This is a genomic window from Bradyrhizobium sp. MI1.11 (genome assembly GCF_055811255.1).
On the sequence record NZ_JBVVPM010000057.1, the window covers coordinates 23,050 to 45,036 of the forward strand.

Below are 21,987 nucleotides of genomic sequence, written 5' to 3' on the forward strand. Positions count from 1 at the left end.
AGATTGATGATGAGGAAATCACTTCTTGCGCTGACTGCCGGGCTCTTGCTTGCCGGGAGCGTCAGTGCAGCCTCCGCCGCCGACAAGCTGAAAGTCGGATTTATCTACCTCGGCCCGGTCGGTGACCTCGGCTGGACCTATCAGCATGAGTTGGCACGCCAGGCACTGGTGAAGGAGCTCGGCGACAAGATCGAGACCACCTTTCTCGAAAACGTGCCTGAGGGCCCCGACGCCGAGCGCTCCATCGAGCAGCTCGTCCGCGCCGGCAACAAGCTGATCTTCACCACCTCGTTCGGCTACATGGATCCGACGCTGAAGGTCGCGAAGAAATATCCGAGCGTACATTTCGAGCACGCGACCGGATACAAGCGCAACCCGAACATGTCGACCTATTCGGCCAAATGGTTCCAGGGCCGCTACATCCAGGGCCTGATCGCGGCCAAGATGTCGAAGTCCGGCGTGCTCGGCTATATCGGCTCGTTCCCGATTCCCGAGGTCGTCTCCGGCATCAACGCGACGATCCTCGCCGCGCAGACCATCAACCCGAACATCAAGGTCAAGATCATCTGGGCCAACACCTGGTTCGACCCGGGCAAGGAGGCCGACGCCGCCAAGGCGCTGATCGACCAGGGCGCGGATGTGATCATGCAGCACACGGATTCGCCCGCGGCAATGCAGATCGCCAGCGAACGCGGCAAGCTCGCCTTCGGCCAGGATTCCGAGATGATCAAGTTCGGGCCGAAGACCCAGCTGACCTCGATCCTCGATACCTGGGGTCCCTACTACATCGCCCGGGTCAAGGCCGAGCTCGACGGAACCTGGAAATCCGAGGACAGCTGGGGCGGCCTCGACAGCCACATGTTCGCGATGGCACCTTACACCAACATGCCTGACGACGTGAAGAAGATCGCCGAGGATGCCCAGGCCGCGATCACCGCGGGCAAGCTGCATCCGTTCAAGTGCCCGGTCCTTGGGCAGGACGGCAAGCCTGTCGAGTGCAAGGGCGGCGCCAATCTCGACGACGGCCAGATCCTCGGCATGAATTTCTATGTCAAAGGCATCGACGACAAGCTGCCGGGCAAGTAGCACGCTTCTTGCTTTGCCTAAATCACCTGCTCCTCCCGGAGGAGGTTTGGAGGGGGTGGCCAGAAGCACCCGGCACTTGTGGTCGCCCCCTCTTTCTATTTTGCTGATTATCCCGCCTGCATCGCCCGCGCCGCGGAACTGTGGCGGCTGATCAGATCGGCGACATCCAGGCCCGGGATCGCTCCGTCGATCACGGCCCATTTCCCCGCCACCATGACCCGATCGGCCCGGTGGGCCCCGCACAGGACGACCGCGGCCAGGGGATCGCCATGGCCGGAGAAGCGTAGCTCGTCGAGCCGGAACAGCGCGAGATCGGCCGCCTTGCCGACGGCGATCTCACCGAGTTCCGGTCGACCGACGCAGGCCGCCGAGCCCTTGGTGGCCCAGCGCAGCGCATCCTTATGACTGACCTTCGTCACCCCGTAGCGCGCCCGCTGTAGCAGGAACGCAGCCCGGACCTCCTGCATCAGGTTCGATCCATCGTTCGAGGCCGAGCCATCGACGCCGATGCCGATGCCCACACCGGCCTCCTCCATTTCGCAGACGGGGCAGCAGCCGGAGGCCAGAAGCTGGTTGCTGCAGGCGCAATGACTGATCGTCGTCTTCGCCTTGCCGAGCCGCTTCATCTCGTCTGCATTGAAGAAGATGCCATGGGCGAGCCACGTCCGCGCATTGAGCCAGCCGCATTGTTCGAGATAGTCGAGCGGACGGCAGCCATACATCTCCTGGCAGAATTTGTTCTCGTCCTCGGTCTCGGCCAGATGGGTATGCAGGCGCACATCGAGCTTGTCTGCGAGATCGGCGGTGGCGCGCATCAGGGACGTCGTCACCGAGAACGGCGAGCAAGGTGCGAGCGCGATCTGCACCATCGCATCCGCGCCGCGCTGGTGGTGCCTGGCGACCACACGCGCGCTGTCGGCGAGGATGGTGTCCTCATCCTGCACGACGCTATCGGGCGGCAGACCGCCGTCGCGCTGCGACAGGTTCATCGAGCCGCGCGTGAGCAGCACGCGCACGCCGAGCCGCCTGGCCACCGCCACCTCGATATCGACGGCGTCTTCGAGCCCCGCCGGAAAAACATAGTGATGATCCGTCGTGGTGGTGCAGCCCGACAGCAACAGTTCGGACATCGCCACGGTGACGCCGAGCTCGAGAGCTTCAGCCGTCAGCTTCGCCCACACCGGATAGAGCGCCTGGAGCCAGGGAAACAGCTCGCGGTCCATCGCCGCCGGCAGCGCCCGCGTCAGCGTCTGGTAGAAATGGTGATGGGTGTTGATGAGGCCCGGCAGCACGACGTGGTCGCCAGCATCGAACACCGCGACGTCAGCGGTTGCAGGCGCAGCGCCGGCCGGCACCAGCTCGACGATCCGGCCGCCTCTCACCACGATCCCGCGCTCGGCGCCATCGGCGAGGATAGCCAGGGGATCCCTGATCCAGATCGGCTTTGCGTCGCTCATCAACCTGCTCCTCCTCACATCCGCCGACGACAGACCTGCAAGGCAGGGGCCGGCCTGATTGCACTTTTGCTGCGACTTGTTGTTGCGACTTGGCGCTCGTCTTGCAAGACTTTCTCCTGGTTCGATTCACTCGTTGGAAGCGTTGGCGTCGCCATGGACTTGAATACCATCACAGCGGTCGCCCATCCGCAAACGCGCACGCAGCTGCCCGTTTGGACGCCAGGTGATGCTTGGCTCGCGGGCGGCACCTGGCTGTTCTCGGAGCCGCAAGTTCACCTGACTCGGCTCATCGATCTCACCGACCTCAAGTGGCCGGCGCTGACGGTCACCGAGAGCCATTTCAGCATCGCGGCCACCTGCACAGTTGCGCAGCTCGATGGATTCGCCTGCCCACCCGACTGGTTCGCGGCGCCGCTGATCAACCAGTGCTGCCGCGCCTTCCTGGCTTCGTTCAAGATCTGGAAGACGGCGACAGTCGGCGGCAATCTCTGCATGTCGCTTCCGGCGGGACCGATGATCTCGCTCACCGCTGCGCTGGACGGCGTCTGCACCATCTGGAAGGCCGACGGCGGCGAACAGGTGATGCCCGTCTTCGACTTCGTCACCGGCAACCAGCTCAACCGTCTGGCGCCGGGGGACCTGCTCCGGCAGATCGATATTCCGATCGCCGCGTTGAAACGTCGTACGGCCTTCCGCCAGATCTCGCTGGCGCCGGTCGGCCGCTCGGCGGCGCTCCTGATCGGCAGTCTGGATGCCGATGGCACGCTGACGCTCACGGTCACCGCCTCGACGGTGCGGCCGATCCGGTTGTCCTTTCGCGAGGTCCCCGACACGAAAGCGCTTCGCGATTCCATCGCGCAGCAGATCACGGACGATCTCTACCATACCGACATCCACGGTAAGCCGCTCTGGCGCAAGCACATGACACTGCGGCTCGCCGAAGAGATCCGCGACGAACTCCTCGGAGCACCGCCGGCATGAGCTTCGAGGTTAATGGCACGACGTTTCCACAGGAGCCGCGCGCCGGCCAGTGCCTGCGCACGTTTCTGCGCGAGCTCGGCCATTTCGGCGTGAAGAAGGGCTGCGACGCCGGCGATTGCGGCGCCTGCACCGTGCTGCTGGACGGCGAGCCGGTGCATAGCTGTCTGATCCCGGCGTTCCGCGCCGACGGGCGCGCGGTCACGACGATCGAAGGCCTCGGCGGTGACAGCGGCGCGCATCCGATGCAGCAGGCTTTCCTCGATGCGCAGGGCTTTCAATGCGGCTTTTGCACCGCCGGCATGATCCTGACCTGCGCCTCGCTGAACCAGGCGCAGCGCACCGATCTCGGCGTCGCGCTGAAGGGCAATATCTGCCGCTGCACCGGCTATCGCGCGATCGAGGACGCGCTGCTCGGCAAGACCAATGTCGAGGCGGGCGTCGAAGCCGGCGCCGCATTCGGCCGCAGCCTGCCGGCGCCAGCTGGCCCCGATGTCGTGCGCGGCAAGGCGCGCTACACGTTCGACACGCAGATCGACGGCCTGCTGCATATCAAGCTGCTCCGTTCGCCGCACGCCCACGCGAGGATCGTCGCGATCGACAAGTCGGAAGCGCTGAGCGTTCCCGGCGTGCACGCGGTACTGACGCATGAGGATGCGCCAACCACTCTGATGTCGACCGCGCGGCATGAGAAGGACTGGATGGATCCCGAGGATACCCGTGTTCTCGACGACATCGTCCGCTTCATCGGCCAGAAGGTCGCCGCCGTGGTCGCAGACAGCGAAGCCGCGGCCGAGGACGCATGCCGCCGGCTGAAGGTCAGTTACGAGATTTTGCCCGCGCTGGTCGATCCGGAGCAGGCGATGGCGCCCGGCGCGCCCGTCATTCATCCCGATCGCACCACCGCGAACCGCATCGCCTATGCCCAGCGCAACCTCGCTGCGGAGACGCATGGCGAATTCGGCGACGTGGCGGCTGCGCTCGCGACATCCGCCGCCACCTTCGAGGGCACCTTCCATAGTCACCGTGTGCAGCATGCCGCTTTGGAAACCCATGGCGGTCTCGCCTGGCTCGATGCTTCCGGCGTGCTCAATGTCCGCACCTCGACGCAGGTGCCGTTCCTGACCCGACGCGCGCTGTCTGATATCTTCGAACTTCCCATGGACAAGGTCCGCGTCTTCTGCGAGCGCGTCGGCGGCGGCTTTGGTGGCAAGCAGGAGATGTTCGTCGAAGACATTCTGGCGCTCGCCGCGCTCAAGACCGGACGGCCGGTGAAGCTGGAGCTCACCCGCGAGGAGCAGTTCATCGCAACCTCGACGCGGCATCCGATGCGGGTCCACGTCAGGGCCGGTGCCGACGCGAACGGCAAGCTCACGGCGCTCCAGCTCGACGTGCTCTCCAACACCGGCGCCTACGGCAATCACGCCGGCCCAGTGATGTTCCACTCGCTGGCCGAATCCATCAGCGTCTACAATTGCCCGAACAAGCGGGTCGACGGCTACGCGGTCTACACCAATACGGTGCCGGCAGGCGCGTTTCGCGGTTATGGTCTGCCGCAAACACTCATCGCGGTCGAGGCCGCGATCGACGAATTGGCCAAGCAGCTCGGCATCAACCCTTACGAGATGCGCCGGCGCAACGTCGTCAAGCCCGGCGATCCCATGGTGTCGCCGCCGCCGTCGGAATTTCACGATGTGCACTACGGCTCCTACGGACTCGACCAGTGCCTCGACCTCGTCGAGCGCGCGATGCAGGCTGATGGTCCACAGCCGGACCTATCGCCGGAGTGGCTGATCGGCGACGGCGTCGCGCTGACCATGATCGACACGGTGCCCCCGGCGGGCCATCTCGCGGATGCGATGGTCACGCTCAACGACGACGCCAGCTTCGATCTCACCGTTGGCACCGCCGAATTCGGCAACGGCACCAGCACCGTGCACCGGCAGATCGCGGCAACCACGCTTGCGACCACCGTCGACCGCATTCGCCTGCGCCAATCCGACACCGCCCATGGCGGCCACGACACCGGCGCCTATGGCAGCGCCGGCATGTTCGTGGCAGGCAAGGCGACGCATGCCGCAGCCATGCAGCTTGCGACCGAGCTGAAGGCGGCCGCCGCCGGCGCATGGCTCTGCGACGTCGGCAGTTGCACGCTCGATAGCGAAGCCGTCGTCAGTGGCGTGCGGCGCATGTCCTTTGTGGAGCTGGCGAGGCTCGCGCGCGAACGCGGACAGCCGTTCGCAGGCGCCGGCAATTCCGGCGGCACGCCGCGTTCGGTCGGCTTCAACGTGCAGGGTTTTCGCGTCGCCGTGAACAAGGCCACTGGCGAGCTCCGGATTCTCAGGAGCGTGCATGCAGCGGACGCCGGCGTCGTCGCCAATCCCATGCAGTGCCGTGGTCAGGTCGAAGGCGGTGTCGCGCAGGCGCTCGGTGCCGCGCTCTACGAGGAGATGGTGATCGATGCGGATGGCCGCGTCGCCAACCCCAAATTCCGAGACTACCACCTGCCCTCCTTCGCCGATGTGCCCCGCACCGAGGTCTTCTTCGCCGAGACCTCCGACACGATCGGCCCGCTGGGGGCGAAGTCGATGAGCGAGAGTCCGTACAATCCGGTCGCCGCCGCGCTCGGCAACGCGATCGCGGACGCCACCGGCATCCGCTTCACTGCGCCGCCCTTCAAGCCGGACCGGCTGTTTCCGGCGCTGCACGATAAGTTTGGATAGGCATATTTCGGGGGATTAATCCATGAGCAGCGAAGTGCATCCCGTCGACGAGGTCCTGCCGGTCCCGCGCCTGCTGGCGCTCGGGCTTCAGCATGTGCTGGTGATGTATGCCGGCGCGGTCGCGGTGCCCCTGATCATCGGGCGCGCGCTGAAGCTGCCGCCGGAGGATGTCGCCTTCCTGATCAGCGCCGACCTGTTCGCCTGCGGACTTGCGACGCTGGTGCAATGCCTCGGTCTTCCCGGTGTCGGCATCCGCCTGCCTGTGATGATGGGCGTGACGTTCGCATCCGTCGGTCCGATGCTGTCGATGGCGGCTTCACCTGAGATCGGCCTGCTCGGCATCTACGGTTCAGTGATCGCCGCCGGCCTGTTCGGCATCCTCGCGGCGCCGTTCGTCAGCCGGCTGCTACCGCTGTTCCCGCCCGTCGTCACCGGCAGCATCATTCTCGTCATCGGCATCTCCCTGATGCGGGTCGGCATCAACTGGGCCGGCGGCGGCCTGCCGACGCTGGCGAAGGTGGTCGACGGCGTCGCCGGCAGCTTTCCCAATCCGGCCTACGGACAGTTGCAGGGGCTCGGCATCTCGCTGTTCGTGCTGCTGTTCATTCTCGGCTTGATCAAATGGGGCACCGGCTTCCTCGCCAACGTCGCCGTGCTGCTTGGCATCATCGCCGGCGCCGTGCTCGCGACCATTCTGGGCGTGATGCATTTCGACAAGGTCGCTGCGGCCTCCTGGGGCGCGCTCGTGATCCCGTTCCGCTTCGGCATGCCGCAATTCCATCTGGTACCAGTTATCACCATGTGCGTCGTCATGATCGTGGTGATGATCGAATCACTCGGCATGTTCCTGGCGCTCGGCGACATCACCGGCAAGACGGTCGACCGCGAAGCCCTGAGCCGAGGCCTGCGCGCCGACGGCGTCGGCACGCTGCTCGGCGGCATCTTCAACACCTTCCCGTACACGTCGTTCTCGCAGAATGTCGGTCTCGTCTCGGTCACCGGCGTGCGTTCGCGCTGGGTGACGGTCACGGGCGGCTGCTCATGCTCGTGCTCGGCCTGTTGCCGAAGCTCGCCGCATTGGTCGAGGCCGTGCCGCTGGTCGTGCTCGGCGGCGCCGGCCTCGTGATGTTCGGCATGGTCGCGGCGACAGGCGCACGTATCCTCACCTCGGTCGACTTCCGCACCAATCGCTACAATCTCTTCATCGTCGCGATCTCGATCGGCTTCGGCCTGATCCCGCTCGCCGCACCCGGCTTCTTCAGGAATTTGCCGCATGATCTGCAGCCGCTGCTGGAGTCCGGCATCCTGCTGTGTGCAATCGTCTCGGTGCTGCTCAACGCCTTCTTCAACGGGTTGAGCGGCGGCGCAGCGGCGGAAGCGGATGCAGCAGCGGTCGCCTCATCCGCGCAACATGTTTAACTGCCGCGATAGGTCGAATAGCTCCATGGCGTGACCAGCAGCGGCACGTGGTAGTGGCTTTCCGGCTCGCTGATCGCAAAGCGTAGCGGGATCTCGTCGAGGAACGGCGGGTCGGAGAGCTGCACGTTGCGCTCCGCGTAATATTTGGCCACGCTAAACCGGAGCTCGTAGCGGCCGATCGGCAGCGGGCGGCCGCCGATCAGCGGCTGGTCGGTGCGGCCGTCTGCGTTGGTGACGGTGCGCGCGATGACGCGGCTTTCCCCGAGCGCGGCGAGCTCGACCAGCTCGACCGGAATACCCGGCGCGGGCTTGCCGGCGTGATTGTCCAGTACATGGGTCGAAAGCCGGCCGTGCACCTTGAGCTTGTCATCGGCGATGACGAGCTGATCGAGACGCAGAGCAGCGATACGAGAGATTTCCTCAAGCGCGCGGCGTGTCTCGGTCTTGGCGATGTTCTGCAGCCGCGCCTCGAAGTCCCGCAGGATGGAATCCCTGGTATGCCGGCGCGCGCAGACGATATAGGGGATACCAAATTTTTCGCGATATGCATTGTTCGCCCGCTCGAAGGCCGCGTATTCGGCGTCCGACAGACGGTCGAGGCCAGCGCTATTCTGCTCGGCACTCGAGTCAGGCGTGAGTCCCGCTGCGCGCTGAGTCTTGTTGGCAAGGTCGGGGTGCGCACGTATCAGCGCCAGTTGCACCTCGGGCTCAGCGCTCGCGATCGCCGCCTTGATCGCGTCGAGCAGTGGATTGATGCCGGCAAACGGACGGCGCGCCGCGGCTTCTTGGGCAATCCAAGGCGAGTACTCGACCACGTTTTCAAGTACTGCGACGAAATCGTCGAAGCTCGCGACATTGAGATCGGACAGCGGTATCTGCGACATCGCCCTCACCCGATCTCGAATGCGTCGGCCGCAAGGTGCGCGAGCTTGTCGTGCCAATGCTGTGCGATCTGCAAACGCGTCGGCACCCAGACGCGCTCGTGCTTGCCGATGTAGTCGAGGAAGCGGATCAGCCCCGCCGCGCGGCCGGGGCGACCGGCGAGACGGCAGTGCAGGCCTACCGACATCATCTTCGGCGCGCTCTCGCCTTCGGCATAGAGCACATCGAAGGCATCTTTCAGGTAGGTGAAGAACTGCTCGCCTTCGGCAAAGCCTTGCGGATTGATGAAGCGCATGTCGTTGGCGTCGAGCGTGTAGGGAATGACGAGCTGCTTGCCGCTCGCGCCCTTGACCCAATAGGGCAGATCATCTGCGTAGGAATCGCTGAGATAGAGGAAGCCGCCCTCCTCCATCACCAAACGGTTGGTGTTGATCGAGGAGCGTCCGGTGTACCAGCCGAGCGGCCGCGAGCCGGTCGCCGCGGTGTGGACGCGGATCGCTTCCGCGATCTCCGCGCGCTCCTGCGCCTCGGTCATGTCCTTGTGCTCGATCCACTTCAGGCTGTGGCTGGCGATGTCCCAGCCCGCCTCCTTCATGGCAGCAACGATTTCCGGATTGCGCTTCAGCGCTGTGGCGACGCCGAACACGGTGGTCGGCCACTTCCGCTGGCTGAATATCCGCCACAGCCGCCAGAAGCCGGCGCGCGAGCCATATTCGAACATCGATTCGATATTGGCGTGGCGCTGGCCGGGCCAAGGCTGTGCGCCGAGCACGTCGGACAGGAACGCTTCCGAGGCAGGGTCGCCATGCAGGATGTTGTTTTCGCTGCCCTCCTCGAAATTAACGACGAACTGCACCGCGACCCGCGCGTTGCCGGGCCATTGCGGGTGCGGCGGGTTGCGGCCGTAACCGCGGAGATCGCGCGGGTAGCGGGTACCAGTCACTCAGACTTCCTCGAAGCGGATCGGCAGCGCGCCCTTCCACAGCACGCTCTTGCCGAGCGTCGCCAGATTCTCCAGGCCGGACGTCAAGGTGATGAAATGGTTGCCGGCGAGCTGGCCCATCTTGCTCGCGAAGTGCACGCCGCCATAGGCCATCAGGATCTCCGTCTCGCTGATGCCGCCGGGATAGAGGATGATCTGGCCGGGCGCAGGATAGCTGGTGTGGTTCTCGTAGCCGACACCGAAATCGAGGTCGCCAAGCGGCATCCACACGCCCTCGCCGCTCCAGCGCACGTGGATGATGTGGCTTTCGAACGGCAGCGCCTTGCGGAACGCGGCGACAGTCTTGGGCGCCGCTTGCTCCTCGAAACGGGCATCGAAGGTGAAGTCGCCGGCGCGGATCACGAGTTTGGTCATCTCATCTCTCTGGATCGGGGGCGGTGGCCCCACGGGGAATTTTCAGGCAAAGAGCACTCCGTCGGGCTTCGCGCAAGGGGCGCGGCCGGTTACCTGCGGTCGTAGGACCAGCCGAAAACGCCGCTCCGCCGCGTCTCGGGCTCCGGCTCGGCGGCGGGCTGCGGCGCCTCCCTCAGTTCCGCCTGCGGCGGCGGAGGCGGCACCGGCAAATTCTCGCATTTCATGGAGTAGACCAGCTTGCCGTCCGCGGTCCGTCCGATCGGCGCGCAGGGGTCCGGATGCGCCGCCGAGGTTTTTGGGGTCAGCTTGACCTGCGCCACGGCCGGCGAGGCGATCAGCAGAAGGACCAGCAGATATTTCGACATCATTGTCGCCCAGAAACCAGATTTGGCCCATTGAACCGGATTGCGCAGGTCAAGTCCATCGGGGCTGCGGGCGCGATTGCCGAATATTTAGCCGAGGCTAGAAAATTGGCTCGCCCCAATGTGATGTCGCGAACGCTGATATCGGCTGGGCGCATCGCCATGTCAGCCGCAACGGCGACCACACAAACATCTCACAGCCGGGCGCCGTTACGGGAGAAAGTAACGATGCAAAAGACCTTTATCATTCTCGGCGCGACGCTGATTGCCGCCGCCATCATCCAGACTGCCGCGGCGAACGACCGCCGTCATGTCCGCAAGGCGCAACCCCATCCCATCACCCAGTCGGTGCGCGACTCCAACGCCGCGCTGTGGCCGTCGCAGCCGACCGAGCCCGACTGGTCGCGCTATTCCAACGGCGCGATGTCTGCACCAGCGGGACGGTGATGCGGGAAGCCTAGCGCGATCAAGCGAAACTGCCTCCACGTCGTCATTGCGAGGAGCTCTTGCGACGAAGCAATCCAGACATTTTCCACGGATGCATTTCTGGATTGCTTCGCTGCGCTCGCAATGACGGAGTATGACGCGGTAACGCGACGCTTCCAGCTCGCATTTTTGAATTGCAGACACAGCTTCGCAGCCTCGCGGCTGATCTCGCCCGAGCTTTGCTTGGTCATTCCACCCTCTTGTCCAAGAGGGCGCAGGGAAGGCCGGGTGCTGACCTGGCACCCGCGGTCCGCTGCGCGAAAAGCACACGCAGGAAAACCGCACAGCGGCATACAGGTGTAGCCAATCACTCGGCCTTCCCTGCGCGATGGTTGGACGGCTTATGCCGTGCTCTCCCGGGAGCCGAGTTCGTTCTGGCCTCCCTCACCCCAGCGAAAGTCACCGACACCGCGCCGGTTGACGCAGATGCCGCATTCGTCAGGGCTTGACCGTAGCAACGACGGCCAGGACCACACGTCTATATTTTGGCATTCGGTGAAACACGCCGAAACTAACAAAAGACTTTAAAATAAGGGCTTTTCGACTACCCTGATGCAGGCTGTTTCAGCGGGCTTCACCAACTTAAGGGCCCGGCCCTAAGTCTTTCAGCGTCCGCACGACAAACTGAAAGCCTTCAAGCCGAGCCCTTTGGTCCCAAGCCTTAGGAGCCGAAACCACATGGATAGTAGCATCGCCCCCTCCCCCGTCGGCAAGCGCGGCCGCAACAGCAGCGTCATCCTGACCGACCGCCTGTGCGAGAAGCGGGTTGCCAAGCGTACCAAGTTCTACGACCGCAAATGCGCCGGCCTCTATGTCAGTATCACTGCGGTTGGCGCAGCAACCTTCTCGTTCAAGTTCACCGACAGGCAGACCGGGAAGCAGCGCACCGGCTGGCTCGGCGTCTACAATGCGGAGACCTTCACGGTCGAGGACGCGCGCAGCAGGGTCTATGGCCTCAAGGCAAGGGGTGGCGAGGCTCTCGCCCAGACCTTCCGGGACCAGAAGGCCAACAAGGCAAAGCGCGGCAAGACCGTCGCCGAGATCATCGAGGAGCGGATCGACTGGATGAAGAAGCCAGTCCGTAAGCCGGACGGCGAGATGCGGCCCCGGCTGGAGGCTTGGGAAAATACGGCGACCCACCTGCGCCGCTTCCTCGGTGCCCGGCTTGGTAAAACACTCGCGGGCGATGTCACAAAGCATGACATCGCGACGCTATCGAACGACATCGTCGCGGGGACGTTTGGCAGGCCCTCGGTCAGCAACGCGCGCCACATGCGCAAGGCAGCGTCGGGCCTGTTCAACTGGGCGGCGGAGGCAGGCCGCGACTATGTGACGGCCAGCCCTTGCATCAACCTGCCCAAGCTCGATCCCGAGCATCCGCGCACTCGGGTTCTCTCCGAGGACGAGATCAGGACTTTCTGGCATGGCCTCGACCGCAATGATCTGCCCTATGACCGCCGCACCCGCCTCGCGCTCAAGTTCGAGCTGGTGACCATGCTGAGATCACGCGAAGTGCTCGGTGCGCATCGCGACGAGCTGTTTGACATCAAAGGCAAATATCCGCGTTTTGACGTACCTCTCAAGCGGGTCAAGAAGCGGCGGGTGATCCAGCAGCCGTTGTCGGATCTGGCTCTTGAGATCATCAAGGAGGCGCTGACCTCGGATGATCAGCAGTTCGTATTCGAGAGCCCGATATACAAGGGCCAGCCGATCCACCGCAAAGCGATGGCCGACGCGTTGCGCGGCACGAAACACGAAACGAACAAGAACAAGACCAAGACCACCGGTCTCTGCGAGTTGCTCGGACTCAAGCGGTTCACGCCGCACGACCTGCGCCGGACAGCGGCAACATTGGCCGGCGATCTTGGCTTTGACGATGCTGCCATCGCCAAATGCCTTGACCACGCCGTGACAAAGAAGGGCGAGACCATCGTGCCGACCGTCACGGGCAAGGTCTACAACCACTCCCAACGGATGAAGGAAAAGCGGGCGGTGCTGGACGGAATCGCGACCGAGCTGCGGCGGATCGTCGGCGAGCCTGTCGCCGAGGGCCTGGAGCATGGAGGGCCACGGCTCGTCGCCTGACTGCGCCACCGACCAACTCTGAGCCCATCACAGGTCTCGGGCCAGACCATCCCCCTGCGTAGGGAAGGTTTAGGCCTAAAAAACTTAAGTATATCAAGGCAATGGCGATCATGTGTCTACATTTGTGTGCGATCCGGCGACGGCCGGCTGCGAGACAATATATTAATGTTCAGAAGCCCTGTGGGTAGCAGTGGAGGCCCGCTCGCGCTCCGGTCAGCGGATGACTAATACCAAGACCATGATCTCGATCAAAAGTATGATCAGTTGTTCTGAGCATCACAAGCGACCGGGGGAATTTTCAAGGTGAGGTCGTGGGGCAACTGTACAACTTCTACTTTCTCGTCATTTTCTCAATTGGCGCCGCCATTGTCTTTCTAGCGAGCGAATTTGGATGGCGACTGGGAATACGGACCGAGGGTCACGGCGCGAGCGCCAACATCTCTGCGCTGGAGCAATCGCTTTTGGGATTGCTAGCTTTGATTATTGGGTTCACTTTTCTGATGGCGCTCACACGTTTCGAAGCTCGGCGCGAAGCGGTTCTCGTTGAAGCGAACGCGATTGGCACGACGGCTCTGCGCGCACGCCTCCTGCCAGCACCTCATCGGGCCGAATCACTGAAGCTCCTTCGGGAATATGCCCAGATACGGATCGTTCCGGCCGGCAAGCCTTTTGCGGAACTTCCGACGCTTGTTGATCGTTCGAACACGATCCAAGAAGCGCTATGGCAGCAGGTAATAGCTCTTTCTGCCAAAGATAATAGTATGGTGCCAACAGGGTTATTTATCCAAGCGCTTAACGAGATGATCGACGACCAAGGAAAGCGTCTTGCGGCGTTGCAAAACTTCATTCCGCACATTGTCTTACTAATGCTTTCCGGCATGGCTGCTGTTGCGTGCGGCTTTGCGGGCTATGCAAGCGGGCTTGACCCGCTCCGGACTCGAACTCCTGTTCTCATTACGACTGCTCTAGTCTGTAGCGTAATATTCGTAATACTCGATCTGGACCGCCCAAATGTCGGCTTCATTACGATAAGTCAGCAACCATTGATCGACACATTAGCAAGCCTTTCAACCTTTAACGACTAGCGTTGGTGCCGAGTTGCGCGCTCAATTCCACGTCAAAGCAGAGCATAGCGTGATGGAGGCCGGGCAGCAGCGCTGCAACGGTTGAGCGTGCCTGCCCAGTTCGCATGCGAGCGAATGCAAGCTATGGGCCTGTTTGAACGCGCGGCGACGCATCACAGGCGGCAGAACGGCAGTCATTTCGCAGACTTCCAGCCCGGGGACTGCGATTCGACGGGGGGCGTGGAATGCCAAGCCGCTAGGGGTTGCCGCGGATAGTGTGCTGGCCACAATTGCAAGCGGCCTCTGCGCCTCGTTCGGAAGTCATGGCTGTTGCTCGCCGTCGGTCGCGAACGAACCAGCGTCAAAGTTGCGAGTCGATAGGTAGGAGCTTACATAGGTTGGCGGCCAAACGTCTTCGAAAGCCAGCGTCGGGCTCGTCCCGATAGCTCACCTTTTGACCGTCCCTCTCCGTCTCCCACACCAATTCCCCTTTCGGATCGAGGAGGACGCGGTAGCAATTTTCGGGAGCCACACCGGTCCCCATGTAGTCAGTCAGCCTTTTAGTCAGCTCTGCACTCTCGATGTAGAGGCCCGCTTCGGTGTTGATCACGGCAGAGCGCGGATCGAGATTGAAGCTACCGATGAACACGGCTTCACCGTCGAAGGCCATGGCCTTGGCATGCAATGCCGCTCGTGACCGCCCGGAAACGAGCGACCAACCAGACCGAAAAGCGTCAGTGTCCGGGCGCAGTTCGTATAGCTCCATACCATGCCCGAGCAGCCGCCGTCGGGTCTTGGCATAACCTGAGTGGGCCGGAAGCATGTCGTTCGAAGCGAGTGAGTTTGTCAGTACGCGCACACGAACATTCCGCTGCTGCAGCCCCGTAACGGTCGCCTGCGCTCCGGCCGGCAGGACGAAGTACGGCGATTCGACCAAAAGTTCCTTTTTCAGATGTGCGATCCGTTCCCGGATGAAAGCAATGACATTATCACTCTCCCTGCCGGGGGCGATGCTTTCCGGATCGTCGGCGACAATATAGCCGTTAGCCCATACGAGATTGTCGCGAAGCTCGCCGCTCTGGGTCGCCAACTGGTAGAGGTCATGGTCGATTGGATAAGGATAGTTGGCCGCCGCAATCGCCTCACGCAATCGAAACATGACGACATCGAGATCGTCTGCGCCATGCTCGCTGTCGACGATGGCTGAGATCGGCACGGTTGAGCAGCTGTTCCAGTACTGGTCGAAAACCCTCGAGAGATCTGGGACGACAGGCCCAACTGCCAACACGTCCAGATCGCGATAATTAGCAATGGTGTTCACCCCATAATAGATGTCACCGATGTTGCGGCCACCGACAATTGCGGCCGCGTTGTCAGCAACCATCAACTTGTTATGCATGCGTCGATTGACCCGGCCGAAATCAAAAATGAAATCGAGAATTGACCAGCGCCGGTTAGTGAGCGGGTTGAACAGACGGATCTCAACATTGGGGTGAGCGTCGAGGCACGCTTTGACGGAATCGCTGTCCTTGTAGAAGGGATCGTCGACGAGGAGGCGCACCCTAACGCCGCGATCGGCAGCCTTCATCACGTGGTCGACGACGATCCGACCGGTCGTATCGCCATCCCACATGTAGTACTGCATGTCGAGGCTACGCTCGGCCAAGTCGGCCAACGCCAGACGAACGATGAAAGCCTCGCGCCCGCCGCTCAAGAGGCTGAAGCCGGAAAGGCCAGGATGCTGATCGGCCGCCGACCCGAAGAATTGGCCCAGCCTCGTCGATGCAGGGTCGCTAAATGCTGTCGATGGCTTTCGGGGAAAGCCTGTCCGATCGGTGCTACCGGGGGTGAGAACTTCAGCAAGCCAAATTATAAGTGTGCGTGGGAGTCCGTGACGAGCGAGTGCCCGAGGCTCGACAGACTCCACAGCACTGCCGGCTCGCTGTGTGTCGGCGTCCGTCCGGCGGACGCCTGCGTCGTGGTAGGCAGTTTCGCGGCACATGGCGCTCTCCAACCTCCACGGTCAATAACGCAAACGACATAATAGCAATCCGTCAAGTGCAAGCTAGCGACCTTGCGACTATTGGGGTGTCCATATCATCGGTCGCTGCCCTTACCGTCCAAGGCTACTCGCCTTGCAGGCGGTCACCTCCTCCGGGATGGAGGCTAATTGCTGTGAGAAGCGTTGAGATAGATCAATGGCATCACGGCGGATCGACTTGAGTAAGGGATAAATACCTTTTGGCAGGGAGGATTGGCGATGGCGTCGAAAAGCAAGCAGAAGAATCGCGAGGTAATCGAGGCTCCAGACGCGTCGTTCGGCAAGAACGGCAAGATCCCCCGCAAGCATTTCGAGGAGGAGCTCGCGAAGCTTCAAGTCGAGCTAACCCGGCTGCAGACTTGGGTCAAAGACCAGGGGGCCCGAGTCATTGTTGTTTTCGAGGGCCGGGACACGGCGGGTAAAGGCGGCGTGATCAGCCGGATCACCGCTCGTACAAGTCCGCGGGTTTTCCGCCACGTAGCCCTGCCCGCCCCCTCCGACCGCGAGAAGACCCAAGTCTACATCCAACGCTACATTGCGCAATTTCCAGCGGCGGGCGAGATCATCCTCTTCGACCGCTCGTGGTACAATCGGGCCGGGGTCGAGCGAGTAATGGGTTTTTGCACTGACGAGCAGTACGAGCGCTTCATGAAGATGGTGCCCATGGTCGAGCAGGAGATGGTCGTCAACAATGGAATCACCCTGCTCAAGTATTTCCTCGATGTCAGCCAGGAGGAGCAGCGGCGCCGGTTTGAGGCCAGGATCAACGCCCCCATGAAGCACTGGAAGCTGAGCCCGATGGACACTGAATCGGTGCGGCGCTGGTGGGACTACACGGCGGCCTACCAGCGCATGATCGAGTCCACCCACACACCATGGGCGCCTTGGCACATCGTCCCCGCCGACGACAAGCGGCGCGCACGTCTAAACTTGATCCGGCATCTGCTCGACAGCATTCCTTATAGGACGGTCGATGTCGCCCTACCCAAGATCCCCAACGCGCAGCAGCGTCCCAAGAATGCTGCGGAGGGTCTACGCGCCGGCCAACCGATTGCCAGCCATTACTGATTTGGACCGTGTTATGCCGGCGTTGCGTACGAGCGGAAGGCGCCGCCGTTGCTGTCCAGCCAAACTCAAAGCACCTGACGAAATTGGAGATTCGCGGGAAGACGGTTTTCCACGTTGCTCGGATCGCCGCATTGACTTCCGTCGCACCCATTCGCGATCTTCTATCTTTGATTTAGGTCAATGACCTGCGCCCGAGCCAAAAGACTGCTCGGAGGAGTTGCCGTTAGCCTGTCAACACCTTGGTGATCGCCACGGCCAGTTCGGCGCAAACCTTGGAGAGCTACGCATGAGCCAGCCTGCCATTACGGCCTCCTCGCTGACTAAGCTTGTACGGCGGGCCATCAATTGGTGGTTTGCACAGGTTAGGCATGCACTTCCTCCGACGCTTTTTTTCCTCGTCGGCTTCAACCTAATCCTATGGACCAAACACCTGATACTGCAGGAGCACGGCATCGAGTTCAGCGGCTTCTTCATAGCGTTAGTAGCAGCGCTGCTAATCGGGAAGGCCGTCTTGGTAACTGACAATCTGCCCTTTATGCGCCGATTCGACGGTGCTCCATTGATCCAGCCCATCTTATTCAAGAGCGCGATCTATTGGTTTTGCGTGCTGATCGTGCGGCTGGCCGAGGAACTCGTCCACTTCGTCGCTGCAGGAGGCGCGGTCGCCGACTTCGGTGACCATTTCGCGGATCAGTTCCCGTTGGCCCGTTTCCTATCAATACAGTTATGGCTGATGGTCCTATTCCTTGCTTACGTCACGACACACGAGCTTAACCAACTCTTCGGTGACGGCGAACTGTTTCGTCTGTTCTTCCGCTGGCGCTCGTCCGAAGCCAAACTTACCCGCCGTCAGCGCATTCGCCTGTTGACGCGCATCAACCGGCTCACTGAAACCAATCCAATCGAGGCGTTCAGTGATCGAACATCGCCCGTTCACGCGGAGCTAGTCACCATACTCCGCGAGCTTGCTTCTCCGCCTGTCCATTCGGCGACACACGCGTGACTGCCGGCGCGGGCACGATCCAAATTCTTCGAGTCAAACACGGAGTATAACTTTTCTGCGGCAAGCATTTGTCGAACCGGTTAAGTCGTCTTAGCGCGAACAGCAAGCACGATGGTGAGAATGATTATGACAGCGAAGGTCCTCGGCGAGATGAACCATGCTAGCAGATCGGATCGAATCGCTAGGTCAACATCTGGTCGGCGTAAGCCAGCATGGGATTTCCTCGGAAGGAATCAATGCTCTCGGGAGATGCGGGAGTATGGTCCCGGCGGTGACGATCAGTCCGGCATTGTATTTGGCCCGCGCAAAATCTCGCGCTTCTGCTTCGGTTACAAACATCTTTGTCAGGCGCGGATGCCGGCGTCTTAGCAGTGTGCCATCAGCGGGCACTTCATAGGTGACTTACCAAGTATGTTTCATCCGCTATGCCGCCCAGGATGCCCCAAACTTTCGCGCGAATGACCCTAACCCGATGATGCAAGGGCACCCATTCAGTGCGTCCAAATCGGCCCTCGGCTTTCATTCCGAGACGAAAAGCTCGCTGAGCGACGATTTGCATTCGCACCTCGCTCGTGCATCGGGCGACGCAGGGTGGCGAGCGGAGGCTCACCAAATAGTTCGCGATACGCAACTGCGAAGCGACCCAGCTCGAAAAAACCGTACGCGGTCGCGATCTGCGTAACAGTCGCGGAACCTGGTAGCGCCGCCAGCAATGCACGGTGAGTGAGATGCATTCTCCGCAGGGTCAGGTAACGGATCGGTCCCATCCCTAGATGGTCCTCGCAGGCGCTCCTTAACGTTCGCTCGGCGACCTCGACGGCCATGCAAACTTGATCGAGGTACAATGGGCTGTTTGGGTGTGCCTCGATGAAGGCTTCGAACCGGTCCATGATAACCTTCTGACGCAGCCCCCTCTCCTTTATCTTCGACGAGCTGCAATCAACGATACATGCAAGGAAGGCGTGCGTCACTGTATGCTCGACCGAACGGACGAGTTCAGGAATTTCTAGAAGCTCAGGGGTGGTCGCGGCGAAGGCTCCCACCAATGCATGCAATTCCAAAAAGCGCTTCAGCAGCTCTGGATCAGGCCGAAGGAAGCCATTGCATTGCTCTGGGCGGAACTCGACGCCCATGACCGATTCACACGCCGCGGCAAGCTCGTCAACCTTGAGCGAAATGCCACCAAGACGATAATTTCCAGTCGTCGCGACATGCTGCATGTCGCTGTCATTGGCGCACACTTCACCGAACGAAAACAGCCTGCCGCGGTTGTAGACCTCTGGTTGATCTTCGGTGAGGAAGGTGAATACCTTGCGATCAGGCTTAATCGTTCCTCTGTGAATGCGCGGGAGAGTTTCCTCGAAGCGCTGCATCCACAGTTAGGCGAACGTTACTTGCGTCAGCTGAGCACTGAATTTGCCTTTAACCGTGGGAAATATCTCAATGTCAGCCGAGCGGACGTTTGCCGCGTACTGAAAGGGATCGACGAAACCGAGTACTTTGCTCCGCGACACTTTGGGCCCACTAAATCAATGCGTACACGCTCAGGGTGCAATGACAATAATCCTAACCGAGCGATACGGCTACGCTATGCGAAAACGGCAAAGAAATTTCTGTGAGATGCGCCGAAGTCGCATAGGCCGTGTGACAAGCCTGTGACAGCTTCTCAGCGCGCGCACAAAAGAAGCATTCGGAGCGCCCCGTTCTGAATTGGTTCAAATCAGACAGATTGGCGGAGGGGACCGGCGTGTGAAAAACCGCTGACCGCGGCTCAGTGCGATGAAGTTGAGAACGCGATGCGTGAGGACGCGGCCGCGCTGCCGCCGGGATCGCCGATGAAGGAGAAACTGTTGCAGATGGCGAATGACTACCGCCTTTTGGCAGACCTCAAAAAATCAGTACTGCGACAAGTGCAATGATCAGATCGGGACGTGGGCGGTTGGCTTCCTTCTAAAAACGTTTATCGGTAAGCCTTTCGCACATGCGTGCTCATCAGAGCCGAACGAACTGGCAAAAACCAAAATCACGGTGAACCGAGTCTAGTCCAACATGCCACAGTGAACGAAGCTCAAATGAATTGCGCTGTTACGCAGGAGCCACGCTAATGCAGCGCGCTCCGTTGCTCGCAAGCGGTTGCAAACTGGTTCGACCTAGGTAGCTCTATTCTGAATGGCCGTTGGTAGAGTCCGGGATTTGTTTTTCTTACAATACGCAACGACCGCACTGGAATTCCGCTGCAGGCGGTCGTAATCCAATACACTGTTGCTTGCCGCTGCGTTGTAATAGCCACTCATGAAGTATCTTACGAAATCTTGATCTGCTGGACCGTATGCCAGCCAAGTTCCGCAGGTGATCTTGTTAAAATCCAGCGTAGCAGTAGGCACAGCAGTTACGCCTATCGATTTTTCCAGCCCTACCATCACACTGGCATTTGGGTTGGATTGGCACCACCCTCTTACGCTTGTGACATTTGCCCGATGCAGGTCAAAATCTACAAACGTCCTCCGACTTTCATAACTAAACCAACCGGTCATCCAAGCCGAAAACTTGCTTGACGGGGCAGCCGACATGGCAAGATATTCGCCACAGGTGATGCTGCGAATATCGGCCGTCGTGGCGCGCGCCTCACTGGCGAAAGCTGAGGAGACTACGACCAGCGCAAGCAGAAGCAATCTGCACCTCATTATGATGACCTCCCGAGCAACGATTGGAAACCAGATCAAGCAACAGCATGATCACACATTCCGTGACGACAACTGTATTCGGGCGTCGTGGCGACTGCCTAGTTGATCTAGATCAACGCCGGCGAAGCAATGTCCCTGCCAACCATTCCGGCTCGAGCAAAGTATGTCCTCGCGAAGGAAGGATGGCGAGCACTGGCGCAAGAGACCGCGAAGGCGCTTACGCCTGCCGCGATTCGGGCGTAAAGTACTCACTCAAGAGTCGATCGATCACCAATTGGGTCTCAACTTCGGTTCGGAATCCTGCGAGCATCAAAATAGAACCTCGCCGCGGTTCTTGCGCCAGCGACGTCTCGCGGTCCTCGGTCGTGATTGACGGGTCCGGGAAGTGCCGTCGGATCGAGGCATGACAAGACATGATCTCCCCCTCTTCCAAGTGAACTGCTCCGGAGCAAGCTGCAGCAGGGCAGAGGGACTCGCAATTGCACCGAAGGGCATTGTCCTTGAGTACACTATGAATAGCACTTGAGCCGGCCTGCAAACCCGAGCGCCAATGACGTCACCCTTCTTCGCTCCACACGCAGGCAAGCACTGCGCTCGTCGAAAGTAATCAACGGCAATTAGGGTTTTGCGCTGCGACTCCGCCTGTGTGGAGACCTGGACCGGAACTGTCGTGGTGTCATTCCGGTCCATCGCTTGAACGCGTGTCTGAGTGAACTCAGCTCGCGATAGCCAAGCAGCCAAGCAACTTCGGATACGGGAAGCTGCTCCTGTTGTCCTCTAGGTCAATACGCAAATTTGCCTGTCGTGATTAGAATTGTAGAGTACCGACCCCAACGGTACTCAATGCCCCCCGGCCTCAGTCTTCCAGACTGAGGCCGTCTCATTTTCGGCGCGTGCGGTTTCTGCATAACAGGCTGACTAAGGGCCGTAGTCCGAAAGAGCCAGAGCGATTCCGGTGTCGCTGAGAGCCGCCGAGGTCGTTCGCGGCGACGCGCTCGTCGAACCATCTGCGGACTTCGATCGATGTTGCCGGCAGCCCGACAGCGACTCCGGTCGGCATTCACCCATTGGCACAAAGTGCAGTAGCCGCAGGCTGCAGATCTGCTTGTCTACGGTGCGCCTTGCCGATTCTTTCCAGCCCCCAAGCTTCTCAGAATTGGCGAGAACGTACAGGCCCCGGCGCGGCATCCGCTTCGCCGGGGCCACGGAGGCGGAGATAGTCCTGGACCATGGACGCAACGGCAGATCGGCAACGAGTTTGGCCTTGGGTCGCCGCTGGGCAGAGCATGCGT

17 protein-coding genes and 2 pseudogenes are annotated in these 21,987 nt (G+C 61.1%); 10 read left to right on the top strand and 9 right to left on the bottom strand.

Going from position 1 to position 21,987, the window contains the following annotated elements:
• Window positions 1–9: 9 nt before the first annotated feature.
• Window positions 10–1,086, top strand: coding sequence for a BMP family ABC transporter substrate-binding protein (locus AC0L30_RS35025; RefSeq protein WP_473406254.1), 1,077 nt, complete (start codon window positions 10–12; stop codon window positions 1,084–1,086).
• 107 nt (window positions 1,087–1,193) lie between these two features.
• Here the strand turns inward: AC0L30_RS35025 and AC0L30_RS35030 are convergent, their stop codons facing one another.
• Window positions 1,194–2,543: an 8-oxoguanine deaminase gene (locus AC0L30_RS35030; RefSeq protein ID WP_354129188.1), complete on the bottom strand. Its 1,350-nt coding sequence runs from the start codon at window positions 2,541–2,543 to the stop codon at window positions 1,194–1,196.
• Window positions 2,544–2,696: 153 nt separating this feature from the next.
• Between AC0L30_RS35030 and AC0L30_RS35035 the strand changes: the two genes are divergently transcribed.
• The 3 genes and pseudogenes from AC0L30_RS35035 to AC0L30_RS35045 all read left to right on the top strand — a co-directional run bounded on the left by AC0L30_RS35035 (window position 2,697) and on the right by AC0L30_RS35045 (window position 7,663).
• Window positions 2,697–3,524 (top strand): FAD binding domain-containing protein, encoded by an 828-nt coding sequence (locus AC0L30_RS35035; protein ID WP_473406255.1) that lies wholly within the window; start codon window positions 2,697–2,699, stop codon window positions 3,522–3,524.
• A complete protein-coding gene (locus AC0L30_RS35040) occupies window positions 3,521–6,244 on the top strand; it encodes a molybdopterin-dependent oxidoreductase (RefSeq protein WP_473406256.1) in 2,724 nt (907 codons plus the stop codon). The genes AC0L30_RS35035 and AC0L30_RS35040 overlap by 4 nt, the downstream gene beginning before the upstream one ends.
• Window positions 6,245–6,266: 22 nt before the next feature.
• Window positions 6,267–7,663 (top strand): annotated as a pseudogene (locus tag AC0L30_RS35045) (nucleobase:cation symporter-2 family protein).
• On the opposite strand, the gene uraD reads toward AC0L30_RS35045, so the two are convergent.
• The 4 genes from uraD to AC0L30_RS35065 all read right to left on the bottom strand — a co-directional run bounded on the left by uraD (window position 7,660) and on the right by AC0L30_RS35065 (window position 10,270).
• Window positions 7,660–8,547 (bottom strand): 2-oxo-4-hydroxy-4-carboxy-5-ureidoimidazoline decarboxylase, encoded by an 888-nt coding sequence (gene uraD, locus AC0L30_RS35050; RefSeq protein ID WP_219685274.1) that lies wholly within the window; start codon window positions 8,545–8,547, stop codon window positions 7,660–7,662. The pseudogene AC0L30_RS35045 and the gene uraD overlap by 4 nt on opposite strands.
• Window positions 8,548–8,552: 5 nt before the next feature.
• Window positions 8,553–9,488, bottom strand: a complete 936-nt coding sequence (gene puuE, locus AC0L30_RS35055; protein WP_354172144.1) for an allantoinase PuuE — start codon at window positions 9,486–9,488, stop codon at window positions 8,553–8,555.
• A complete protein-coding gene (locus tag AC0L30_RS35060) occupies window positions 9,489–9,902 on the bottom strand; it encodes a DUF3830 family protein (protein ID WP_007601448.1) in 414 nt (137 codons plus the stop codon).
• A gap of 89 nt (window positions 9,903–9,991) precedes the next feature.
• A complete protein-coding gene (locus AC0L30_RS35065; protein ID WP_007601447.1) occupies window positions 9,992–10,270 on the bottom strand; it encodes a hypothetical protein in 279 nt (92 codons plus the stop codon).
• Window positions 10,271–10,492: 222 nt separating this feature from the next.
• Here AC0L30_RS35065 and AC0L30_RS35070 point away from each other — a divergent pair, with 222 nt between their 5' ends.
• The 3 genes from AC0L30_RS35070 to AC0L30_RS35080 all read left to right on the top strand — a co-directional run bounded on the left by AC0L30_RS35070 (window position 10,493) and on the right by AC0L30_RS35080 (window position 13,920).
• Entirely contained in the window at window positions 10,493–10,711 is a 219-nt protein-coding gene (locus tag AC0L30_RS35070) for a hypothetical protein (protein WP_354129194.1), read from the top strand.
• Between the two features lie 717 nt (window positions 10,712–11,428).
• A complete protein-coding gene (locus AC0L30_RS35075) occupies window positions 11,429–12,835 on the top strand; it encodes a tyrosine-type recombinase/integrase (RefSeq protein ID WP_473406257.1) in 1,407 nt (468 codons plus the stop codon).
• A gap of 311 nt (window positions 12,836–13,146) precedes the next feature.
• Window positions 13,147–13,920 carry a bestrophin-like domain gene (locus AC0L30_RS35080; protein WP_354172139.1) on the top strand — a complete coding sequence of 258 codons (774 nt, stop codon included), beginning with the start codon at window positions 13,147–13,149 and terminating at the stop codon, window positions 13,918–13,920.
• A 340-nt stretch (window positions 13,921–14,260) separates the two neighbouring features.
• Here AC0L30_RS35080 and AC0L30_RS35085 read toward each other — a convergent pair whose 3' ends face one another.
• Window positions 14,261–15,613, bottom strand: a complete 1,353-nt coding sequence (locus AC0L30_RS35085; RefSeq protein ID WP_354172137.1) for a phospholipase D family protein — start codon at window positions 15,611–15,613, stop codon at window positions 14,261–14,263.
• 546 nt (window positions 15,614–16,159) lie between these two features.
• Here AC0L30_RS35085 and ppk2 point away from each other — a divergent pair.
• Both ppk2 and AC0L30_RS35095 read left to right on the top strand, forming a co-directional pair.
• Window positions 16,160–17,008, top strand: coding sequence for a polyphosphate kinase 2 (gene ppk2, locus AC0L30_RS35090; protein WP_473406258.1), 849 nt, complete (start codon window positions 16,160–16,162; stop codon window positions 17,006–17,008).
• 286 nt (window positions 17,009–17,294) lie between these two features.
• Window positions 17,295–18,011, top strand: coding sequence for a hypothetical protein (locus AC0L30_RS35095; RefSeq protein WP_473406259.1), 717 nt, complete (start codon window positions 17,295–17,297; stop codon window positions 18,009–18,011).
• 491 nt (window positions 18,012–18,502) lie between these two features.
• On the opposite strand, the gene AC0L30_RS35100 is transcribed toward AC0L30_RS35095, so the two are convergent.
• A complete protein-coding gene (locus AC0L30_RS35100; protein ID WP_473406260.1) occupies window positions 18,503–19,384 on the bottom strand; it encodes an AraC family transcriptional regulator in 882 nt (293 codons plus the stop codon).
• Window positions 19,385–19,807: 423 nt separating this feature from the next.
• Here AC0L30_RS35100 and AC0L30_RS35105 point away from each other — a divergent pair, with 423 nt between their 5' ends.
• Window positions 19,808–19,930, top strand: coding sequence for a hypothetical protein (locus AC0L30_RS35105; RefSeq protein ID WP_473406261.1), 123 nt, complete (start codon window positions 19,808–19,810; stop codon window positions 19,928–19,930).
• Window positions 19,931–20,161: 231 nt separating this feature from the next.
• Here AC0L30_RS35105 and AC0L30_RS35110 read toward each other — a convergent pair whose 3' ends face one another.
• Both AC0L30_RS35110 and AC0L30_RS35115 read right to left on the bottom strand, forming a co-directional pair.
• Window positions 20,162–20,683 (bottom strand): HdeA/HdeB family chaperone, encoded by a 522-nt coding sequence (locus tag AC0L30_RS35110; protein WP_354059945.1) that lies wholly within the window; start codon window positions 20,681–20,683, stop codon window positions 20,162–20,164.
• A 629-nt stretch (window positions 20,684–21,312) separates the two neighbouring features.
• Window positions 21,313–21,453: pseudogene (locus tag AC0L30_RS35115) on the bottom strand (helix-turn-helix domain-containing protein); the annotation flags it as partial.
• Window positions 21,454–21,987: the final 534 nt, after the last annotated feature.

Excerpts from the sequence above, each read along its gene's own strand:
- AC0L30_RS35025 (WP_473406254.1), top strand. The coding sequence starts at position 10 with ATGAGGAAATCACTTCTTGCGCTGACTGCCGGGCTCTTGCTTGCCGGG.
- AC0L30_RS35030 (WP_354129188.1), bottom strand. The coding sequence starts at position 2,543 with ATGAGCGACGCAAAGCCGATCTGGATCAGGGATCCCCTGGCTATCCTC.
- AC0L30_RS35035 (WP_473406255.1), top strand. The coding sequence starts at position 2,697 with ATGGACTTGAATACCATCACAGCGGTCGCCCATCCGCAAACGCGCACG.
- AC0L30_RS35040 (WP_473406256.1), top strand. The coding sequence starts at position 3,521 with ATGAGCTTCGAGGTTAATGGCACGACGTTTCCACAGGAGCCGCGCGCC.
- uraD (WP_219685274.1), bottom strand. The coding sequence starts at position 8,547 with ATGTCGCAGATACCGCTGTCCGATCTCAATGTCGCGAGCTTCGACGAT.
- AC0L30_RS35060 (WP_007601448.1), bottom strand. The coding sequence starts at position 9,902 with ATGACCAAACTCGTGATCCGCGCCGGCGACTTCACCTTCGATGCCCGT.
- AC0L30_RS35065 (WP_007601447.1), bottom strand. The coding sequence starts at position 10,270 with ATGATGTCGAAATATCTGCTGGTCCTTCTGCTGATCGCCTCGCCGGCC.
- AC0L30_RS35070 (WP_354129194.1), top strand. The coding sequence starts at position 10,493 with ATGCAAAAGACCTTTATCATTCTCGGCGCGACGCTGATTGCCGCCGCC.
- AC0L30_RS35075 (WP_473406257.1), top strand. The coding sequence starts at position 11,429 with ATGGATAGTAGCATCGCCCCCTCCCCCGTCGGCAAGCGCGGCCGCAAC.
- ppk2 (WP_473406258.1), top strand. The coding sequence starts at position 16,160 with ATGGCGTCGAAAAGCAAGCAGAAGAATCGCGAGGTAATCGAGGCTCCA.
- AC0L30_RS35095 (WP_473406259.1), top strand. The coding sequence starts at position 17,295 with ATGAGCCAGCCTGCCATTACGGCCTCCTCGCTGACTAAGCTTGTACGG.
- AC0L30_RS35100 (WP_473406260.1), bottom strand. The coding sequence starts at position 19,384 with ATGCAGCGCTTCGAGGAAACTCTCCCGCGCATTCACAGAGGAACGATT.
- AC0L30_RS35105 (WP_473406261.1), top strand. The coding sequence starts at position 19,808 with ATGCGTGAGGACGCGGCCGCGCTGCCGCCGGGATCGCCGATGAAGGAG.